This is a genomic window from Allobosea sp. CS1GBMeth4 (assembly GCF_900185715.1).
Classification (GTDB): Bacteria; Pseudomonadota; Alphaproteobacteria; order Rhizobiales; family Beijerinckiaceae; genus Allobosea.
The window spans coordinates 140,722-159,317 of record NZ_FYAS01000030.1; the positions used below are offsets into that span (position 1 = coordinate 140,722).

The 18,596-nt window shown below is 69.2% G+C and carries 21 protein-coding genes; 15 read left to right on the forward strand and 6 right to left on the reverse strand.

Annotated features, from left to right (window positions below):
• The first annotated feature begins 99 nt into the window (after window positions 1-99).
• Complete coding sequence (locus CS1GBM4_RS17985) at window positions 100-549, forward strand: MucR family transcriptional regulator (RefSeq protein ID WP_186420106.1); 450 nt, start codon at window positions 100-102, stop codon at window positions 547-549.
• An 86-nt stretch (window positions 550-635) separates the two neighbouring features.
• Window positions 636-923, forward strand: coding sequence for a hypothetical protein (locus CS1GBM4_RS17990; protein WP_186420107.1), 288 nt, complete (start codon window positions 636-638; stop codon window positions 921-923).
• 63 nt (window positions 924-986) lie between these two features.
• Here the strand turns inward: CS1GBM4_RS17990 and CS1GBM4_RS17995 are convergent, their stop codons facing one another.
• Window positions 987-1,796, reverse strand: a complete 810-nt coding sequence (locus CS1GBM4_RS17995; protein WP_186420108.1) for a Ku protein — start codon at window positions 1,794-1,796, stop codon at window positions 987-989.
• Between the two features lie 125 nt (window positions 1,797-1,921).
• On the opposite strand from CS1GBM4_RS17995, the gene CS1GBM4_RS18000 reads away from it, so the two are divergent.
• Window positions 1,922-2,743 carry a Ku protein gene (locus CS1GBM4_RS18000; RefSeq protein WP_186420109.1) on the forward strand — a complete coding sequence of 274 codons (822 nt, stop codon included), beginning with the start codon at window positions 1,922-1,924 and terminating at the stop codon, window positions 2,741-2,743.
• A gap of 361 nt (window positions 2,744-3,104) precedes the next feature.
• Window positions 3,105-6,074: an autotransporter outer membrane beta-barrel domain-containing protein gene (locus CS1GBM4_RS18005; RefSeq protein WP_186420110.1), complete on the forward strand. Its 2,970-nt coding sequence runs from the start codon at window positions 3,105-3,107 to the stop codon at window positions 6,072-6,074.
• Window positions 6,075-6,191: 117 nt separating this feature from the next.
• On the opposite strand, the gene CS1GBM4_RS18010 is transcribed toward CS1GBM4_RS18005, so the two are convergent.
• The gene (locus CS1GBM4_RS18010) at window positions 6,192-6,407 is read right to left on the reverse strand and encodes a hypothetical protein (RefSeq protein ID WP_186420111.1); all 216 of its coding nucleotides are present in this window, start codon (window positions 6,405-6,407) and stop codon (window positions 6,192-6,194) included.
• A 351-nt stretch (window positions 6,408-6,758) separates the two neighbouring features.
• Between CS1GBM4_RS18010 and CS1GBM4_RS18015 the strand changes: the two genes are divergently transcribed.
• The 5 genes from CS1GBM4_RS18015 (at window position 6,759) to CS1GBM4_RS18035 (ending at window position 10,788) form a co-directional block, all read left to right on the forward strand.
• Window positions 6,759-7,616 carry an SDR family oxidoreductase gene (locus CS1GBM4_RS18015; protein ID WP_186420112.1) on the forward strand — a complete coding sequence of 286 codons (858 nt, stop codon included), beginning with the start codon at window positions 6,759-6,761 and terminating at the stop codon, window positions 7,614-7,616.
• 275 nt (window positions 7,617-7,891) lie between these two features.
• The gene (locus tag CS1GBM4_RS18020) at window positions 7,892-8,401 is read left to right on the forward strand and encodes a ferritin-like domain-containing protein (protein WP_186420113.1); all 510 of its coding nucleotides are present in this window, start codon (window positions 7,892-7,894) and stop codon (window positions 8,399-8,401) included.
• 377 nt (window positions 8,402-8,778) lie between these two features.
• The gene (locus tag CS1GBM4_RS18025) at window positions 8,779-8,967 is read left to right on the forward strand and encodes a hypothetical protein (protein WP_186420114.1); all 189 of its coding nucleotides are present in this window, start codon (window positions 8,779-8,781) and stop codon (window positions 8,965-8,967) included.
• A gap of 56 nt (window positions 8,968-9,023) precedes the next feature.
• The gene (locus tag CS1GBM4_RS18030; protein WP_186420115.1) at window positions 9,024-9,824 is read left to right on the forward strand and encodes an endonuclease/exonuclease/phosphatase family protein; all 801 of its coding nucleotides are present in this window, start codon (window positions 9,024-9,026) and stop codon (window positions 9,822-9,824) included.
• Window positions 9,814-10,788, forward strand: a complete 975-nt coding sequence (locus tag CS1GBM4_RS18035; protein ID WP_186420116.1) for a lysylphosphatidylglycerol synthase domain-containing protein — start codon at window positions 9,814-9,816, stop codon at window positions 10,786-10,788. Before CS1GBM4_RS18030 ends, CS1GBM4_RS18035 begins: the two co-directional genes overlap by 11 nt.
• A gap of 51 nt (window positions 10,789-10,839) precedes the next feature.
• Here CS1GBM4_RS18035 and CS1GBM4_RS18040 read toward each other — a convergent pair whose 3' ends face one another.
• Entirely contained in the window at window positions 10,840-12,264 is a 1,425-nt protein-coding gene (locus CS1GBM4_RS18040) for a phospholipase D-like domain-containing protein (protein ID WP_244607293.1), read from the reverse strand.
• 245 nt (window positions 12,265-12,509) lie between these two features.
• On the opposite strand from CS1GBM4_RS18040, the gene CS1GBM4_RS18045 reads away from it, so the two are divergent.
• Window positions 12,510-14,039, forward strand: coding sequence for an FAD-dependent oxidoreductase (locus CS1GBM4_RS18045; protein ID WP_186420118.1), 1,530 nt, complete (start codon window positions 12,510-12,512; stop codon window positions 14,037-14,039).
• A 49-nt stretch (window positions 14,040-14,088) separates the two neighbouring features.
• Here CS1GBM4_RS18045 and CS1GBM4_RS18050 read toward each other — a convergent pair whose 3' ends face one another.
• The gene (locus CS1GBM4_RS18050) at window positions 14,089-14,283 is read right to left on the reverse strand and encodes a hypothetical protein (RefSeq protein ID WP_186420119.1); all 195 of its coding nucleotides are present in this window, start codon (window positions 14,281-14,283) and stop codon (window positions 14,089-14,091) included.
• Window positions 14,284-14,395: 112 nt separating this feature from the next.
• Here CS1GBM4_RS18050 and CS1GBM4_RS18055 point away from each other — a divergent pair, with 112 nt between their 5' ends.
• Window positions 14,396-15,019: a DUF4142 domain-containing protein gene (locus tag CS1GBM4_RS18055; RefSeq protein WP_186420120.1), complete on the forward strand. Its 624-nt coding sequence runs from the start codon at window positions 14,396-14,398 to the stop codon at window positions 15,017-15,019.
• 97 nt (window positions 15,020-15,116) lie between these two features.
• The gene (locus CS1GBM4_RS18060) at window positions 15,117-15,620 is read left to right on the forward strand and encodes a ferritin-like domain-containing protein (RefSeq protein ID WP_186420121.1); all 504 of its coding nucleotides are present in this window, start codon (window positions 15,117-15,119) and stop codon (window positions 15,618-15,620) included.
• A gap of 79 nt (window positions 15,621-15,699) precedes the next feature.
• On the opposite strand, the gene CS1GBM4_RS18065 is transcribed toward CS1GBM4_RS18060, so the two are convergent.
• Both CS1GBM4_RS18065 and CS1GBM4_RS18070 read right to left on the reverse strand, forming a co-directional pair.
• A complete protein-coding gene (locus tag CS1GBM4_RS18065; protein WP_186420122.1) occupies window positions 15,700-16,077 on the reverse strand; it encodes a VOC family protein in 378 nt (125 codons plus the stop codon).
• Window positions 16,078-16,124: 47 nt separating this feature from the next.
• On the reverse strand, window positions 16,125-16,577 hold the full coding sequence (locus CS1GBM4_RS18070; RefSeq protein WP_186420123.1) for a hypothetical protein: 453 nt from the start codon (window positions 16,575-16,577) through the stop codon (window positions 16,125-16,127).
• Between the two features lie 275 nt (window positions 16,578-16,852).
• Here CS1GBM4_RS18070 and CS1GBM4_RS18075 point away from each other — a divergent pair, with 275 nt between their 5' ends.
• The 3 genes from CS1GBM4_RS18075 (at window position 16,853) to CS1GBM4_RS18085 (ending at window position 18,587) form a co-directional block, all read left to right on the forward strand.
• Complete coding sequence (locus tag CS1GBM4_RS18075; protein ID WP_186420124.1) at window positions 16,853-17,323, forward strand: MgtC/SapB family protein; 471 nt, start codon at window positions 16,853-16,855, stop codon at window positions 17,321-17,323.
• Window positions 17,324-17,461: 138 nt separating this feature from the next.
• On the forward strand, window positions 17,462-18,343 hold the full coding sequence (locus tag CS1GBM4_RS18080; protein ID WP_186420125.1) for a hypothetical protein: 882 nt from the start codon (window positions 17,462-17,464) through the stop codon (window positions 18,341-18,343).
• Window positions 18,344-18,359: 16 nt separating this feature from the next.
• Window positions 18,360-18,587: a hypothetical protein gene (locus CS1GBM4_RS18085; RefSeq protein WP_186420126.1), complete on the forward strand. Its 228-nt coding sequence runs from the start codon at window positions 18,360-18,362 to the stop codon at window positions 18,585-18,587.
• Window positions 18,588-18,596: the final 9 nt, after the last annotated feature.

Here is an 18,596-nt window from a genome sequence, read left to right on the forward strand (position 1 = left end):
TTAACCTCTTGCATTTGAGCGAGTAACCATATGGTCCGAGCGCTTGTTCGCGGCCCTGGCGAATCGGCTAGTCAGGTGTCGCGAGGGAGTGGAGGAACAATGTCGGACAACCGCGAAGAGTTGCTTGGCCTGGCTGCGATGGTGGTGTCGGCCTATGTCAGGCACAACCGCCTCCCGCAATCGGAACTGAGCGCGCTGATCGAGAAGACCCACACGACGCTTCACGCGCTCGGCAATGGAAGCCCCGAGCCGGAGCCCGAAAAGCCGAACCCGGCCATTCCGGTCAAGAAGTCGATCACCCCCGATGCCATCTACTGCCTTGAGGATGGGCGGCCGTTCAAATCCTTGAAGCGCCATTTGCGCACGGCCTACGACATGTCGCCGGAGGAGTATCGGGCGAAGTGGGAGCTGCCGGCCGACTATCCGATGGTCGCACCCAATTATGCCGAGACGCGCGCGCAGCTGGCGAAGTCGATGGGCCTGGGCCGGAAGCCCGGGGAGCGGCCCGGAGCCTCCGGCGGCAGGCGCAAGGGCGGCCGCAGGATCTAGGGAATGCCCGCGCTTCCGCGGAAGAATCCTCGCCGCGTGACAGGTCCCCGAACGGCGCCCTTGCCTGAAAGAACCGCTCCAGCCCGATGCCACGCTACCGTGACGAACTCGATGCCATCGTCGCCTATGAGCGGGAGCTTCGCGGCCGGATCGCCAGGCGGATCGCCGACGAGGCGGGCATGCCGGTCGTCGGCGAGCCGACCGCGCGCGAATGGGCCGCGGCCGAGGCGGCGATCGAGGCCTGGCGGCAGGGCGGGGAGGACGAGGCCGATCCGCGCGCATTCCGCCCGACGGGACCGCTGCAGCACCTGCTCGCGGAGCATCGCGCCGCATGTGACCGGATCGACGACGTCCTCGACCGCCGCCTGTCCTGAGGCCCGCCGTCGCCGACGCGGAAGCGGTGCATGCGGCGATGCGGCGCAATCCCGTCAGCCGGGTCAGCTCCGCAGCGCCTTGTCGGCCTGAAGGCTCTTCTTCAGCGCCTCGAAGAGGTTGACGACGTTGCTCGGCCGCTCCTTGCCGCCGGCGGCGGCGGCGGCGGCGGCGCGCGTCCCCTTGCGGCGCTTCTTGGCCGCGATCAGCTTCAGCAGATGCTCCTGAACCGGGTCCTTCACCATGTCGGGTGACCACTCCTTGGTCTTCGCCTTGATGAATTTCTGGGCCAGCGCGAGCAGCTCGGGTTCGGGCTTCTCCTTGTCGATCTCGGCGAAATAGGCCTTCTCGTCGCGGACCTCGTCGCCGTAGCGCAGCGTCCACAGCACGATCCCCCTGTCGCGCGGCTCCAGCATCACGGCGCGCTCGCGGCGGTAGAGGACGACGCGGGAGATGCCGACCATCCTGGTGGCCGCCATGGCGTCGCGGATGACCGCGAACGCCTCCTCGCCGACCTCGTCGTCGGGAACCAGATAGTGCGGGCTGTCGAGATAGATCCAGGGAATGGACGCGCGCGGGACGAAGGCGTCGATGTCGATCGTGCGAACGCTCTCGAGCTTGACCGCGTCGAGCTCCTCATCCTCGATCACGACGAGGCGGCCGGCCTCCGCTTCGTAGCCCCTGGCCTGGTCCTCGGGATCGACGGGCTCGCCGCTCTCGGCGTCGACATAGCGGCTGACGACGCGGTTGCCGGTCTCGCGGTTCAGGGTGTGGAAGCGGACCTTCTCGCTCTCGGAGGTGGCCGGGCTCATCGCCACCGGACATGTCACCAGCGAGAGCTTGAGATAGCCTTTCCAGTAGGTCCGGGCAGGCATGCGCTGCAACTCCGCTCGACGGCTGTGCCGATTCAATGCGGCTTGGCTCGATTCGGTTCCCTGTGCCGGAACTTGCCGGGCTGCCCCGCATTGACTCGCCGATGCTGCGTTCTGGAGCGAGGGCCATGGCTGCGCCGCGGGCGAACTGGAAGGGCTATCTGAAATTCGGCGAGATCAGCTGCCCGGTCGCGCTCTACACCGGCGCCAGCACCTCGGAGCGCATCGCCTTCCACACCATGAACCGCGACACCGGGCATCGGGTCCGGCGCGAATTCATCGACCCCGTGACCGAGAAGCCGGTCGGGCGCGAGGAGCAGATCAAGGGCTTCGAGATTGGCGAGAACCGCTATGTCGAGGTCGAGCCCGAGGAGATCGCCAAGGCCGTGGAGGAGAGCAAGAAGACCCTCGCCGTCGCCGCCTTCGTGCCTTGCGCCGAGATCGACACCGTCTATTTCGACAAGCCCTACTATCTCGCTCCGTCGGGCGAGATGGCGAACGAGGCCTTCGCGGTGATCCGCGAGGCGCTCCGCGCCGGCCAGGTCGCAGCTCTCGCCCATGCGGTGCTGTTTCGCCGCTACCGCTCGCTGATGATCCGCGCCCAGGGCCTCGGCCTCGTCGCCCACACCCTGAACTTCGACTACGAGGTCCGCTCGGCGCGCGAGGCCTTCGACGGCGTCCCGAAGCTCAAGCTCGACAAGGAGATGCTCGAGCTCGCCAAGCACATCATCGACACCAAGCGCGGCACGTTCGACCCGTCGACATTCGACGATCGCTACGAGGCCGCTCTGGCCGAGCTGGTGAAGGCGAAGCTCGCCGGCAAGCCTGTCAGGGCGGCGAAGAAGGTTAAGGCGCCGCAGGTGCTCGACCTCATGGAAGCGCTGCGGGCGAGCGCCGGCCGGGCGCCCCCGAAGCCGGTGAAACGCAAGGCGGCGAAGAAGGCGGCATAGCCTCGACCTCGGCTTCCCGGCAGCGAGGATTTGGCAGGCGCTCTGCGGAGACCGCCGTTCAGCTCGGGCGGAGTTGCACCAACCCGGAATTGCAGCGAGATGCATGACCAATGGTAAGTTATATTGCCTTACGTCAACAACACAGGATAACGCATCAGCAGATCCGATCATGTGAATAAATCTTGTGACAGTTGATCGATACTGCCTGTAAATAGTATTCCCAGAGAAATTAGATCCAAATTTGTACCATTATTTACAGAATCGCGCGACTCGCACGTTTAAACCGATTTAGTCAAGACTGAATCGGTTTAAACGACATGCGCCCGGCGCTACCCACGGTTGACACAACCAAGGGTATCCCTTGCATGCAACCTATTTAAACATCTCGCCGACTTTTAAATCGGGGAGAGAATCCGTGATTCCGAGAAGCGGGCGAGCTGGTCATTTCGAGGTGCCGCGAGTGTCCTTGCGGCTTTCCTTGCTCACGGCGACGGCGTTGACGCTGATGCCGGCATCCGGAGTGCAGGCGCAGCAGATCATGACGTCAGGCGATGTGACGCCGGCTTATCCGGCCGGCACCAATCCATGGAACGTCGTCGGCAACCTGGTCGTTGGAAACGCGGCCAATGGCTCAGTGAGCATCCAGAACGGCGGCGCCGTGTCGGTCAGCAACTGGCTCGTTCTCGGTGCCTCGACCGGCACGTCAGGGCAGGTCACCGTCGACAATGCGACGCTGACCAGCTCGGTGTTGTTCATAGCCAACGCAGCCGGGTCTCAGGGCAACGTCCTGATCACCAACGGCAGTACCGTCAACACGACATCGGCTATCCCGGCCGTCGGCGTGATCGCCCAGGGCACCGGCTCCACCGCCACCGTAACCCTGAGCAACAACTCGGTCTGGAATACGAACGGCTCCATCGGCGTCGGCCAGAACGACAATTCGACCGGCACCCTCAACGTGCTCAGCGGCAGCCAGGTCAACATCACCAACCCCGTCGGAGGTGGTCTTTTCGTCGGCCACATCGACAGCGGGGCTCGCGGCTTCGTGCTGATTGATGGCGCGGGCTCGGCCGTGAACAGCGTCGCGAATGTCTATGTTGGCGGCTCCGGCGGAACCGGCTCGGTGACCGTTCAGAATGGTGGCCTGCTTCACGCCGATGGCTTCATCAACGCTGGTGGACATGCGGGTGGCCCCACCACCGCAACTGGCACCATAACCGTTACGGGCCCCGGTTCGGCCATGACCGCCGGCCAGGACATCAATATCGGCTTCATCGGCCGGGGCACGCTGAGCCTGCTGGCTGGCGCAACGGCGACCGCCGGCGGCGCCTTCAGCATCGGCACCCTGGCAACGGGCACCGGAACAGCCACGATCGATGGTGCCGGCACATCGATGACCGCGGCCTCGCTGGTCGTCGGTGACGCCGGCGCGGGAGCGCTGACGATCAGCAATCAGGCTGTCGTGAATGCCGCCGGCGGCACCACGATAGCGGCGCAGGCAGGCTCGACCGGCACGCTCGATATCGGCGCGGCCGCCGGGGCGGCCGCTGCGGCGCCGGGCGCGCTGAACACGCCCACGGTCACCTTCGGCGCCGGCACCGGACGGCTGGTGTTCAACCATAGCGACACCAGCGGAGCCTACACCTTCGCGGCCGCGATCGGCGGCACGGGCGCTGTCGACTTCCACAACGGCTACACCCGCCTGACCGGCCCGAGCACCTATGCCGGGCCGACGACCCTATACGCCGGCACCGTTGCGGCCGGCGCCGCCAACGTGCTCAGCCCGAATTCCGATTACACGGTGCAGGCGGCCGGCACGCTCGACCTGCTCGGGAACAGCCAGACCGTCGCCTCGCTGACCAATGCCGGAACGGTCATGCTCGGCCTGCCCGGCGGCACCGCCGGCACGACGCTCACCACCGGCAGCTATGTCGGCCAGGGCGGAACGATCGCGCTCAACACCGTGCTCGGCGGCGACAACTCGCCGAGCGACCAGCTCGTGATCGATGGCGGCAGCGCGACCGGCACGACCGGCCTTCGCATCAGCAATGCCGGTGGCGGCGGCGCGCTGACGACGGGCGACGGCATCCGTGTCGTCGATGCGATCAACGGCGGAACCACCGCGTCCGGCGCCTTCTCTCTCGCCGGGCGCGTCGCGGCCGGCGCCTATGAATACAACCTGTTCCGCGGCGGCAGCTCGGATGCGCAGGACTACTTCCTGCGCTCCGTCTACACCGGGCCGACGACCACGCCCGGTGCGGCGCAGGAGACGCCGCAAGGTGGCGCACAGCCGGGAACGCCGGCGGCGACGCAGGCGGCCGAGCTGCCCAATTACCGCGTGGAGGTGCCGGTCAACCTGGCGGTGCCGGCCATGGCCAACCGCTTCGGCCTCGTCATGCTCGGGACCTATCACGACCGCAACGGCGAGGACTATGCCGACGCCCGCACGGCGTCGGGCGAGCGGCGCAGCGCGGCGTGGGGCCGTGTCTTCGGCGAGACTGGAACGGTCAAGCAGGGCGGCACCGGAGCTTTCGGACGCTTGAACAGCTTCTACAAGAACGGGCCCGACTACGATTTCGACGTCGCTGGCCTGCAGACCGGCCTCGATCTCTTCCGCAGGCACGCGGCCGATGGCGTCCGCGACATTGCCGGCCTCTATGTCGGTGCAGGCCGCATCGTCGGCGACGTCGACGCCGTCTATGGCGGCAGGGCCGGATCCGTCTCGATGTACGGCTATTCGCTCGGCGGCTACTGGACCCGCAAGGGCGCGAGCGGCTGGTATGTCGATGCCGTCGTGCAAGGCACCCGGTACGATCAGGTCGAGGCGACCTCGATGTTCGGCGAGCGCCTCAAGCCGAGCGGCTGGGGCCTCACCGCTTCGCTCGAGGGGGGCTATCCCGTCGCCCTCGGTGCCGGCTGGACCATCGAGCCGCAGGCGCAGTTGATCTACCAGCGCGTTTCGCTCGACGGCGGCGCCGACAGCTTCGGCTGGACCAAATATGACGACACCGACGTGCTCTACGGCCGAGTCGGCGCGCGCTTGACCAAGGACTGGTCGCTCGGCGGGCGCCCGGTGACGACCTGGGCCCGGGCCAACCTCTGGCATAGCTTCGGCGCTGATGCGAAGACCACCTTCACCAATCTGGCGGGCAATTTCCCCGTTACGCTGAAGACCGGGCTCGGCGGCACCTGGGCCCAGCTCGGGCTCGGAATGTCCGGTCGCCTGGCCGAGAACGTCAACCTGTTCGCCGCGGCGGACTACAATTTCGCACTCGGCGAAGGCGAGGGCCACAGTCTCGGTGGGCGCGTTGGCCTCAGGGTGACCTGGTAACCACTGCCCGGCCAGGCCGGGAATGGGATCGAGGCTCCAGCGGCGCGCGGATCGCGCCGCCGGAGCCTCGGCGATTTGTAGGCTTGCCGGCCCGGAGCCACGCGCTCTCGCCGGGGCTCAGGGCGAACGCCGATACTGGTCGATGCTGCGCTGCATCAGGTCGTCCTCATCGATCGAGAGAGCGACCAGATTCGCGACGATATAGGCCAGCCTGGTGCGTTCCTGCTCGGTGAGGGCTTCGGGAATATTGGTTGCGACCGCTTTCCAGGCGGCTTCCAGCGCCGCCTGGGCGCGGGCGAGCTCGACCGGATCCGTCAGTGACGAGAATGGCATCTCCTTTCCCCCGATAGCCAGTCCAGAGGGAAGGAGATGTGTCGATAAGCGCGAGGATTCGCAAGTGGTTCCGCACCTTCGGCGCGCTGCGGACGGCTCCGCGCCGGGCACGGCGGCGCTGCGCGGCTCGAACCCCGGCCAGCAAGCCCGGCAAGAGCCTGGCGTGTCGCCGAAGCGTGCGCCGGCGCGCCGGAACCCGTCCCGGCGTTGCCGCGTTGCGCCTTCGCCGGGACGGCGTGCCTCGAATACCGGGCCACTGGCCGTCCAAGCGCCGAATCCGATCAGGTCGGCTCCATCTGCCCGCCGTTCCCGTGAGATCGGTGCCCCGCAGCGAACGCCCCGGAGGACAACGTGACCGATCATCCCAAGCCGCCCTTTCCCGACCAGCAGCAGGCCATGCCGGGCGCGACCGGCCAGATGCAGCCCCAGCCGGACCATGGCGAGCACTCCTACAAGGGAGCCGGCCGCCTCGCCGGCAAGCGCGCGATCATCACCGGCGGTGACAGCGGCATCGGCCGGGCGGTGGCCATCGCCTATGCCCGCGAGGGCGCCGATGTGCTGATCGCCTATCTCGACGAGGACCACGACGCGGCCGAGACCGAGCATTGGGTGGCGAAGGCCGGGCGCAAGGCGGTGCTGGTTCCGGGCGACATCCAATCCTCCGACCATTGCCGCGCCATCGTCGCGACGGCGCTGCGCGAGCTCGGCGGCATCGACATCCTCGTCAACAACGCCGCCCACCAGGCCAGCTTCGAGGAGCTCGACGAGATCAGCGACCAGGAATGGCAGACGACCTTCGCGGTGAACATCCACGCGATGTTCTATCTGACGAAGGCTGCGGTGCCGCACATGCAGCCGGGCAGCGCCATCATCAACACCGCCTCGATCAACGCGGACATGCCGAACCCGACCCTGCTCGCCTATGCGACGACGAAGGGGGCGATCCAGAACTTCACCGCCGGCCTCGCCCAGTTGCTGGCGCCGAAGGGGATCAGGGCGAATGCCGTCGCGCCGGGGCCGATCTGGACGCCGCTGATCCCCTCGACGATGACCGGCGAGAGCGTCACCAATTTCGGCAAGCAGGTGCCGATGCAGCGGCCCGGCCAGCCGGCCGAGCTCCAGACCACCTATGTGATGCTCGCCGATCCGCTGTCGAGCTACGTCTCCGGCGCGACCGTCGCCGTGACCGGCGGCAAGCCGATCATCTAGAGCATGCTTTAAACCTCTAGAATCGATCACGCTGCATTTGGACGACTCCGTCCATGCAGCGTGATCGAGCGTCCCGCCGACCCGACTGCGCCCTTCCGAACTGTCCCGCAGCGTGCGCCAGCGCACCGATCCACGGCACGGCTGAACGTCCGCGAGCCTGCCCGGTTCTTGGGGCAGGCGGCAGGGCGCCTCGCTGATGACGGCGCCGCCGGGCCCTCGCGGCGTTCTCTCGGACGTCTTCGAGCGAGCCCAGCGATCGATCAGGAGATATGCAGATGGCCAGTCCCGAAGAACGGCTGATGGAATGGTTGCGTGATGCGCACGCCATGGAACGGCAGGCCGAGACGATGCTGTCGTCTCTCGCGTCGCGGATCGAGAACTATCCGGACGTGAAGGCGAAGATCGAGGCTCACCTCGGCACGACCCGCCAGCAAGCCTCGCTGCTCCAGGACTGCATCGAGAGGCGGGGCGGCGACACCTCGACCATCAAGGATCTCGCTGCGAAGTTCGTCGCCTTCGGGCAGGGCCTGAGCGGCATCTTCGTCGGCGACGAGATCATCAAGGGCGCGATGGCGAGCTATACCTTCGAGCAGATGGAGATCGCCGCCTACCGCATTCTCATCGCCGCGGCCGAGCAAGTCGGTGATCGGGAGACGAGCGCCGTCTGCGCCCGCATCCTCCGCGAGGAGGAGGAGATGGCGCGCTGGCTCTCCGAGAACCTTGCGCCGCTCACGCAGCGCTATCTGGTGCGCGAGGCCGCTCCCGAGCTCGAAGCGCAGCATTGAGGCGCCGCAGCCGGCCGGGCCGGCTCAGGCCGGCTCGGCCGCCGTCGCGCAGGATCAGCTGACCGTCGCCCGTCATCATGGCCCCTCTCGCGTCGCAGGCGCCGAAGCCCGTTCGCCGCGGTTTCGTCCGAGGAGCTGTGCAGGCCGCAAGCGCCCGATTCGTCCGGGCCGATAGCTTGGTACGTCTCCGCACAATCTCTGCACGGTAGCGGAACCGAAGCGGCCGGGTCCCGTTCGAGAGCCGGTGCCACGCCCCGGCACCCAACTCGTCGCTGACCGGGCAGCTCATGCTGTCCATGGGACCACAGCCAGCGGCGCCCGGAGTTCTCGGAGCTCCGGGTTTTTGTTGACGGCAGCGGCATGACGGAGACGGAGCGATGGCGGAGAACGGCAATCACGAGGCTCTCGACGACCAGATCGCGCTGTTGCGGCGGCAGATCTCGGAGTTGACGGAGCAGGCGGCCGCGGCCTCCGGAGCGGCCCAGGAGGAGCGGCTGGCGGACATGCTCAACGAGAAGCAGGACCGCCTCAATGGCCTCCTGAAGGAGCGCGAGCGCTCGGGCTGAGCCGGGCGTCCGGCCGAACTCGATGAACTTCCGAGCCGATCCCGCATTGAGTGCTGATGACCCGAGATGCATGCTCGCCCCCGACCGTCCCGGTCACCCTCGCGACCTATAACGTCCGCCGCTGCCTCGGCACCGATCGCCGGCTCTCGCCGGAGCGCATCGCCGAGGTGATCGCCGGCTGCGACGCCGACATCGTGGCCCTGCAGGAGATCGATGTCGGCCGGCTGCGCAGCGGCGGCGTCGACCAGGCCCGCCTCATCGCCGAGAAGCTCGGCTTCGCCAGCCATTTCCACCCGGCGCTGCGGATCGCACAGGAGCAATACGGCGATGCGGTCCTGACGCGCGGCCGGTCCCGGCTCGTCAAGGTCGGCTTCCTGCCCGGCCCGCGCATCTCCTGGCTGGCCGAACCGCGCGGCGCCATCCGGATCGAGGCGGTGCTGGACGGCGCCCGGCTGCAGGTGATCAACACCCATTTCGGCCTCGGCCGCCGCGAGCGGCGCGCTCAGGCGCTGGCCCTGCTGGGCACCGACTGGCTCGGGCAATGCCCGGCTCCCGTCGTGGTGGCGGGCGATCTGAACTCGCTGCCGGGCGGCCAGGTCTACCGGAGCTTCGCCGCCCGCATGGGCGACGCCCATCTGGCCGGTTCGCAGGGCAAGCCGGCGCCGACCTTCCCGTCGCGCCGGCCGCTGCTGCGCATCGACCATGTCTTCGTGTCGCAGGATATCGAGGTCGCGGACGCCGCGGTGCTGCGCACGCCGCTCGCCAGCGTCGCCTCCGACCACCTGCCGCTGGTCGTGCGGCTGCGCGTCCCGGTCCAGGAGGGCAAGGCCGGCCTTGCCGAAACCGATGGACCTTGACGCTTCCCGCGACGGGAGCGGAGGCGGCGCCAAGCGATGGCCCTCCGTCCTGCGGACCCTCCTGGCGCTGGCCGCCATCGCGCTGGCGGCCTACCTGCTCCACCGGACCTTGCGCGGCCACAGCTATGACGAACTGGTCCGCCTGCTGCGCTCGGCCGCCCCGGCGCGCGTGGCCGCGGCACTGGGCTTCGCCCTGTCCAGCTATGCCTGCCTGACCCTGTTCGACGCCCTGGCGCTCCGCTATGCCGGCAGGCCGCTGCCCTATCGGCAGGCGGCGCTGGCCTCCTTCACCAGCCTGTCGCTCGGCCACAATATCGGCCTGGCCGCTCTGAGCAGCGGCGCGATCCGCTACCACTTCTACGCGCGCTGGGGGCTCAGCGTCGGCGAGGTCGCCAGGGTGATCCTGTTCTGCGGGGCGACAGTCGGCATCGGCCTCGGCACGCTCGCAGCGCTGGCGCTGCTCCTGCGCACGGACCTGGCGGCGAAGCTGACCGGCCTGCCCGAAAGCGCCCTGCTCGCCCTGGCGGCCGGGCTGATCCTGATGCTGGCGGCCTACCTCGTCGCCTGCGTCGTCGTACGCGGGCGCTGGCGGATCCGGAACTGGGGCGTCGAATTGCCCGATCCCCGGCTCGCCGCCGCCCAGTTCGTCGTCGGCCCGCTGAACTTCGCCCTCGTCGCGGCGAGCCTGCACCAGGCCCTGGCGAGCCTCGGGACGGTATCCTACCCCGATGTCGCCGCAAGCTATGTGCTGGCCAACATCGCCTCGCTGATCGCCCATGTCCCCGGCGGGCTCGGGGTCATCGAGGCCGTGGTGGCGACCGTTCTCCCCGGCGCCGGCGTGGTCGCCGGCCTGCTCATCTTCCGTGCCGTCTACTTCCTCGTGCCCCTGCTTCCCGGCGCAGCGCTGCTGGCGTTCTCGCTGCTGCGCGGCCGCAGGGAGCAGGAGGCGTCCGGATCGGCGTGAGGTTACGGGCCTTGTCGGCGCGATCACCGCCCCCGCGGACCGAGGGGCGCTCTAGCGGAACGGCCAGGGCAGCCGCAGGATGCGCTCCGGGTCGAGGAATTGCGTCCCCAGGATCGGCCGGAACGGCCCGTCCGGCGTGCTCACGTCGAAGGGCCTGAGCCCGCGCGGCTTGCGGTTGAGCCGATCGAGCGCCGGCACCAGCCCGTCGGCTGCGATCGCGGCGTCGACGGCGTCGACCGGGCAGTCCAGATGCTCCGCCAGGAGCCGGTTGCGGATGCCGGCGATGGCGCGGTGGTCCGCCGGGCTGCCGGCCTCGATCGCGACATCGCATTCGGTGTCGAGACCGACCGAGCGGTTGTTGAGGTTCGAGGATCCGATCCGGATCAACCGGTCGTCGGCGATGATGAGCTTGGAATGGACGAACACCTCGACGTCCCCCTCCGGCCCCGGAACCACCGGGTAGAGCACCCGCAGCCGGCCGAACCGGTCCGCCCGGGCGAGCCTGCGGATCAGCCGGTCGCGGTTCTCGGACATGGCGAGGCGTTCGAGGAGGCCGCGCGCCTCCCGCGTCATCACGATGACGATATCGGGTCCGTTGCGGGCCTTGAGCCGCTTCGACAGCGCCGCACCGATGCTCCGCGCCGTCAGATACTGCGTCTCGATGTAGACCGAGCGCTCCGCCGACGCGATCATGTCGAGCGCCAGCGCCGCCGACTCGCGGATTTCGGCGCGCCCGTCATAGGCCGGCTCGGTCCGCGCTATGGCGGCCGAGGCCGGGTGGAAGTCCGGGGTCAGCCCGTCCGGCCAGGGATCGTCGGCGCCACCCTGCCGCGCCTGCGCCGGTGGATCCGCATCGCCGCCCGGAGCCTCTCCCGTGGCGCTGCGCCAACGCTCGGCCGCCATGGCGCACATCGCCGCCGCCGCGCTGCCGTCGAACACCATCTGGACATCGTGAACCGGCGCGTAGGGTTCGCCGTCGCAGTCGAGGCGGCGCGGATCCTCCGCCAGATGCTCCGGCGTGTCCCAGCGGCGCACGGTGAGATCGATCCCGCCGACGAAGGCGATCGCGCCATCGACGCAGACGATCTTCTGGTGGTGCGATCCGTAGATCGGGTGCCGGGTGTCGAGCTTGACCTGGATGCGCGGATGGCCCTGCCATTCGCTGCCGAACAGGGCGGGAGCGATCGCGCTCGGGCCATGCAGGACCGAGACGCTCCAGATCAGGATATGGACGTGAAGCTCCGGCTTCGCCTCGACCAGCGCGCGCAGGAGCGGCCCGAGCGCAGGCGAGTCGTCGTCGCCGGCCTGCGGGCGCAGGCGGATGCGGCCGTCGAAATCCCAGCCGATGATGATGATCGAGCGCCTCGCCCGGCGAAGGCTGCTCTCGAGATGGCGAAAATACTCGGCGCCGTCGATGAGGACGGCCGCCCGCTCGGCCGCCACCGCGTCGCGGCAATTCCGGCCGGGGCAGAACATCGAAGCCGGGCTTCGGCCGGGCGGGGCCTGCTGCGGACGGCTCCCCTTCCGGAAGATGTTCAGGCGCGAAGACAAGCTCATCACGGAGCGCGCAACGTTCCGCGCGGCGCGATTGTTCCCGAAGCCGCGATCCGGCCGGAGCCGCGATCTCGGCCCCCGGCGACGGTACGCTGGCGTACGGTCGCGGCCGCGCCGGGACCCCGGCCTCGGGGCGTCACGTTTCCTCGCAATCGGCGGAGGTCGCGATGAACGCCTGGGACGAACACAGCCGCTCCGTCTGGATGGATGCGCAGGTCGCGCCCGACGCGCGTCCCCTGGCCGGGAGTGCGAACGCCGACGTGGCCATCGTCGGCTCCGGCATCGCCGGACTCTCGATCGGCTACGAACTGCTGCAGCGCGGCCTGTCGGTCGTGATCCTCGACCGCGGCGCGATCGCAGGCGGGATGACCGCGCGCACGACCGCCCATCTCGCGCCGATCTGCGACGATTCCCTGGCGAGCCTGCTGTCGATGCGCGAGATCGACGAGGCGCGCGGCTTCCAGGCCAGCCAGAGCGCCGCGCTCGACAGGATCGAGCAGATCGTGCAGCGCCACGGCATCGCCTGCGAGTTCCGCCGCCTGGACGGCATCCTCTGCCTCGATCCGGGCAGCGAGCCGTCGATCCTGGACGACGAGGCCGAGGCAGCCCGCCGGCTCGGTATCGCGGTGGTCCGCGAGACCGGGCTGCCGCTGCGGACGCTCACCGAGACGCCCTGCCTGCGCTATCCGGGGCAGGCGACTTTCCATCCCCTCGCCTATCTGCGCGGCCTGTGCGAGGCGATGGCGGCGCAGGGCGCGGCCCTGCATCCGCGCTCGGCGGTCGAGGAGATCGCCGAGACCGCGGACGGCGTTCGCCTGAGCGTCGCCGGCGGGCACGAGGTCCTCGCCCGACATGCGGTGGTCGCCACCAACGCGCCCGTCCATGCCCGCTTCGCCTATCACACCAAGCAGGCGCCCTACCGGACCTATGCGATGGCGTTCGAGATCGAACGCGGACGCCTCGCCGACGCGCTCTACTGGGACACGGCCGACCCTTATCATTATGTCCGCCTGACCGCCGGCGCGGACGGCAAGGACCTCCTGATCGTCGGCGGCGAGGATCACAAGACCGGCGAGGCGGACGACGCGCCCAGGCGCTTCGCCGCGCTCGAAGCCTGGATCAGGACGCTGCTGCCGGATCTCGGGCGGGAGACCCACCGCTGGTCGGGCCAGGTGATGGAGACGCTCGACTACGGCGCCTATATCGGGCGCGACCCTGACAGCCGGCGCACCTATGTCGCCACGGGCGATTCAGGCCAGGGCATGACGCATGGCGTCGTCGCCAGCCTGATCATCCCGGCGATGATCGCCGGCGAGGGCAGCGAGTACGCCGCGGTCTACCATCCCGCCCGCACGCCGGCCCGCGCGGCAGCCACCTTCCTGAGCGAGAACGCCACCGCCGTCACGAACATGGCCGAATATGCCCTGCCGGGCGAGATCGCCTCGGTGGACGAGCTCGGCCCGGGCGAAGGCGGAATCCTCCGCGACGGGCTGAACAAGGTCGCGGCCTATCGCGATGTGGACGGCACGGTCCAGCTGCGCTCCGCCGTCTGCACGCATCTCGGCTGCCATCTCAAATGGAACGCCTTCGAGCGCTGCTGGGATTGCCCGTGCCATGGCTCGCATTTCGCGCCGGACGGTTCGGTTCTCAATGGACCGGCCATTTCCCCGCTCGCTCCGGCCCGGGAAACCTCGTGACCTCGCCGCCCCTGTATCGGCCGGCGGAAGGTCGACGGACCCGAGGCCGTCAGCAGGACCGGCACTCGAACGGCTTGATCTGGGCCTGGCCCTGCTGGACGACGATGCGTTCCACAACGCCGTCCGGCTTGATCCGGATCACGCCGTCTCCAAGGCATTCGTCGATGAAATAGGCGGGAAGCCCGGCGCGCAGGGCCTTCTCGATCGATCGCCTGCGGAATTGCTTCAGCTTCTCATGGTACATGGCCAACTCCCTTGCACGATGAGGCGACGGCTCGTTTGTAGCTGCGAATGGGGCGGAAGTTCGGCTTTCCAGGCGGCCGGGCGCGCGACGGTGCGGTCGCGCACCCCGCCCCGTGAAATCGAACAACGCCCGTCGCAGCGTCGTTTCAGATCCTGACCTGCCGAGCGGACGGTTATTTCCGTCGGCTTCCACCCGGAGTGAGGACTTCGCGATGCATCGACGCATGATCGTCCTGACCGGCGCGCTGCTGCTGCCCGGCCTGGCCGTCGCCCAGGCAACGACGGGGCAGCCGCTGGCCGGCTCGCAGCCCGCGGCGGGTCCCGACGAAACGCAGCATGCCAATGCGACGCTCGCCGCCGGCGGCATCGCCCTCGAAACCAGCCGCCTCGCGCTGACCAGGGCGGGAACCCTGGCGAAATCGTTCGCGGAACTGGAGATCGCGGAGCAGGAAACCGTCGCCGCGGTGCTCAGGCAGCGCGCGCACGCCCCCGCGCAGGCGCTCGAGCCGAAAGGCCAGTCGATGCTCGGGCGGCTGGAGAATACCGCGACGGGCTCCGCTTTCGACAAGGCCTATATCGCCCATCAGATCGAGGGCCACCAGGAGCTTCTGGAGCTCCAGGAGGCCTATCTCGGCAAGGGGAAGGACCCTTACAGTCGCGCCGTCGCGATGCTAGCGCGCGGTCATATCCGCGAACATCTCAAGGACCTGGCGACGATCCAGGCTCAGCTCGCCTGACGCGGGCGGCGGTACCGTAGCGTACAGACGCCGGTCCGGCGGAACCGGCGGGGCAGTGTAGCCGTTCCTGCTCGCCGATTCCAACCGGAGTGCGACCATGGCAAGCAATCCCAAGACCCTGAACGATCTTTTCATCGATACGCTCAAGGACATCTATTACGCCGAGAAGCAGATCCTGAAGGCCTTGCCGAAGATGGCGAGGGCCGCAACCTCGCCCGGTCTGAAGCAGGCCTTCGAGAAGCACCGGGACGAGACCGAGACCCAGGTGGACCGTCTCGGCGACGTGTTCGAGATCATCGGCAAGGCGCCGCGCGGCAAGACCTGCGACGCCATCCTCGGCATCATCGAGGAGGCCAAGTCGATCATGGAGGAGTTCGAGGACAGCCCCGCGCTCGACGCCGGCCTGCTCGCGGCGGCCCAGGCCGTCGAGCATTACGAGATTTCCCGGTACGGCACGCTGAAGACCTGGGCCCAGCAGCTCGGGCTCAAGGATGCGGCCAAGCTGCTCGACCAGACCCTGCGCGAAGAGATCGCCACCGACGAGGCCCTGTCCAAGCTCGGCGAGAGCTCGGTCAACAAGCAGGCCCAGAAGGCGGCCTGAGGACGCGGCTGCGCCGGATCGTTCCGGTGCCGCCCCCGCCCGGGATCCGAGGCGGCGAGCCAAGGCTCGCCGCCCTTTGTCACTTTGCCGAATAGGTCACCGCCTCGATCTTGTTGCCGTCGGGATCGAGAACGAAGGCCGCATAATAATGGTGGTCGTATTGCGGTCGCAGCCCGGGCGGCCCGGCATCCGTCCCGCCATGGTCCAGGGCGACGCGATGGAACGCCTCGACCATGCCCCGCCGTCCCGCCGAAAACGCGACATGCACGCCGTTGCCGACCGTGGCCGGACGGCCGTCGACGGGCGTCTCGAGGCTGAACAGGAAGCTGCCCACGCCATAGTCGGCCGAGCCTGCATCGGCCTGCAGCAGCCGGATGCCGAGCACGGCGAGGACCGGGTCGTAGAAGGCACGCGCCCGCGCGACGTCATTGGTCCCGAGCGACAGGTGATGGATCATCGTGATGCTCCGATGGCTGTGGTCTCGCGCCGACCCCGGCGGCCGGCTCAGGCAATCGGGGTCGCGACCGGCAAGGCGGCGTCGAGGATCGCCTCGACCTGCAGGACCTCGCCCGGCTCGGCCTGGACGGCGACGAGCGCCGCCCCCTCCTGCACGGCCTCCGAATGTCCGCGTGCCTCCGGCTCGGTGACGCCAGCATCGACCAGCGCTCCGACGACTCCGCCGGCGAGCGCTCCCGCCGCGGCCCCTCCCAGCAGCCAGCCGGCAGCGATTACCGGTCCCACGCCGGGCAGGGTGAGCGCCCCCAGGCTGATGACGGCCCCGGCCGCGGCGCCGGCGGCGCCACCGATCCCGGCGGCGGCCGCCGCATTGTCGTCACCGGTGCGGCGGCGCCCGACCAGCCCGATCCGCTGCGCGGGGATGCCCGCTTCGGACAGGCGGACGACGACGTTCCGCGCATCCTCGAAACTGCGATAGCGACGGGTGATGGTTCGTATCATCGATCGGCTCCGGCGATGAGGATCGGGCGCGGGCCGCGCTGCTCGGCCTCTCCTGAGGGCGGCGGCCGTCTTTCCGCAGGCGGACAGCGCCTCGTGCGGGGTGGCCGACCCGATGACGCCTCAACGCCCGCGTGCGCGAAGGGGTTTCGGTACGCCGACGCACCGACGAAAGGCATCCGCGGATCGGCTGCACCCCGGGACGCCTCGGAAAGCCGGCGAACCACCTGCCCCGCACGCGCGTTCAGCCTTGGCCGGCTTGAAGACGGGAGGGCGGCATGAGTTTCGATTTCCGCGACGAGCTGGATCTGCTGCTGCGCCTGCTGGCGGGAACGGCGGCCGGCATCGTCGTCGGCTGGGAGCGCACCAGCAAGCAGCGCGCGGCCGGGATCCGCACCTTCGGGCTCGTCGGCCTCGGCACCGCCGCCGCCGCGACCATTTTCAGCGAGCCGCACCAGGCCGACGCCGCCAGCCGCGTGATCCAGGGTCTCGTCACCGGCATCGGCTTCCTGGGCGCCGGCGTCATCGTTCTGCGCAAGGGCGAGACGACCCCGCAGGGACTGACCACGGCGGCTGCGATCTGGGTCACGGCGGCGCTGGGCTGCGCGGCCGGGCTCGGGCATCACGCCATCGTCCTGTCGGCGACCATCCTGGCCGTCGGGCTGCTGGCGGTCGACCACTCGATCGAACGCTGGGCCGGCCGGCCCGGACAATCTCGGAGCGGCGCTCCTCCGGACGGAACTGACTGACCCTTCGAACAGTTCTCCCGGCAGCCGCCGAGCGCGCATCCCGGGAGGACAGCTATGGACGACGTCATCTATCTGGTCGGCCTCGTGGTCGTCGTCATGGCGATCCTCTCCTTCTTCGGCCTGCGATAGGAGCGTCCCATGGCAAGCGAAACCACCGACGTCGTCGTCGTTGCCCCGGCCGAAACGGCCCCGCCCTCCGGCTCCTATCTCGAATGGAGCGCGATCTTCGGCGGCGCTGCCCTCTCCGCCGCCATCACGACGCTGCTCACCGCCTTCGGCTCGGCGATCGGCCTGTCGCTCGTCTCGTTCGAGCCCTCGCGGTCGACCGGCCTGACCGCATTGGCGATCGCCGGTGCGCTCTGGGCCCTGTGGGTGGCCGTCACCGCCTCCGCGGCTGGCGGCTATCTGGCGGGACGGATGAGGCGCCCGGCCGCGGACGCCAGCCTGCACGAACGCCATGTCCGGGACGGCGCTCACGGCCTGGTCGTCTGGGCGGTGGGCGCGCTGCTCGTCGCCGCTCTGGCCGCGTCCTCCGCGACCGGTCTCGTCAGGACCGCCGCCAGCGGGGCTGCCGGTGCCGGCACGGCAGCGGGCGCGGCCCTCAGCCAGCAGCCCGATCCGCTGGCGACGGCCGTCGACATGCTGACGCGGGCGAGCGGCACCGAGCCGGCGACGCAGGCCGAGCGTGACGAGGCCTCGCGCATCCTCCTGCGCAGCCTGGCGACCGGTCAGCTCGATCCGGCCGACCGGTCCTATGTCGCGAGCCGGATGGCGGCGCGGATGAACATCGCCCAGCCCGAAGCGGAGAAGCGCATCGACGATGCCTTCGCCCGCCTCGGCCAGGCCAAGGAGACCGCCAGGCAGGCCGCCGAGCGGGCCCGCAAGATGGGGGTTCTCTCGGCGTTCCTGACCGCGGCGGCCCTGCTCGTCGGCGCGGCGGCTTCGTGGCTGGCGGCGCAGCTCGGTGGCAGGCATCGCGACGAGGAACTCGATCTCACGGCCCTGCTGGGGCCGCGCTGAACGACAGGAGGTCATCATGCGAGACGGACACGGCAACCCGCTCAGCCCCGACGAGGAGGCGCAGGTCAAATCCCGCAAGCCGGAGAAGACGGACGCACGGGGGCAGTTCGCCCCGTCCCGGGCCAAGCCCAATCCGGACGGGCTGACCAGCGCCAACCCGGTCGTGGTGTCGGGCGACGGCGACGCGACGCCGGGCAGCGGCCATGGGCGCGACCGCGACCCCAGCGGCCCACGCTCCGGCTGAGAGGGCGGA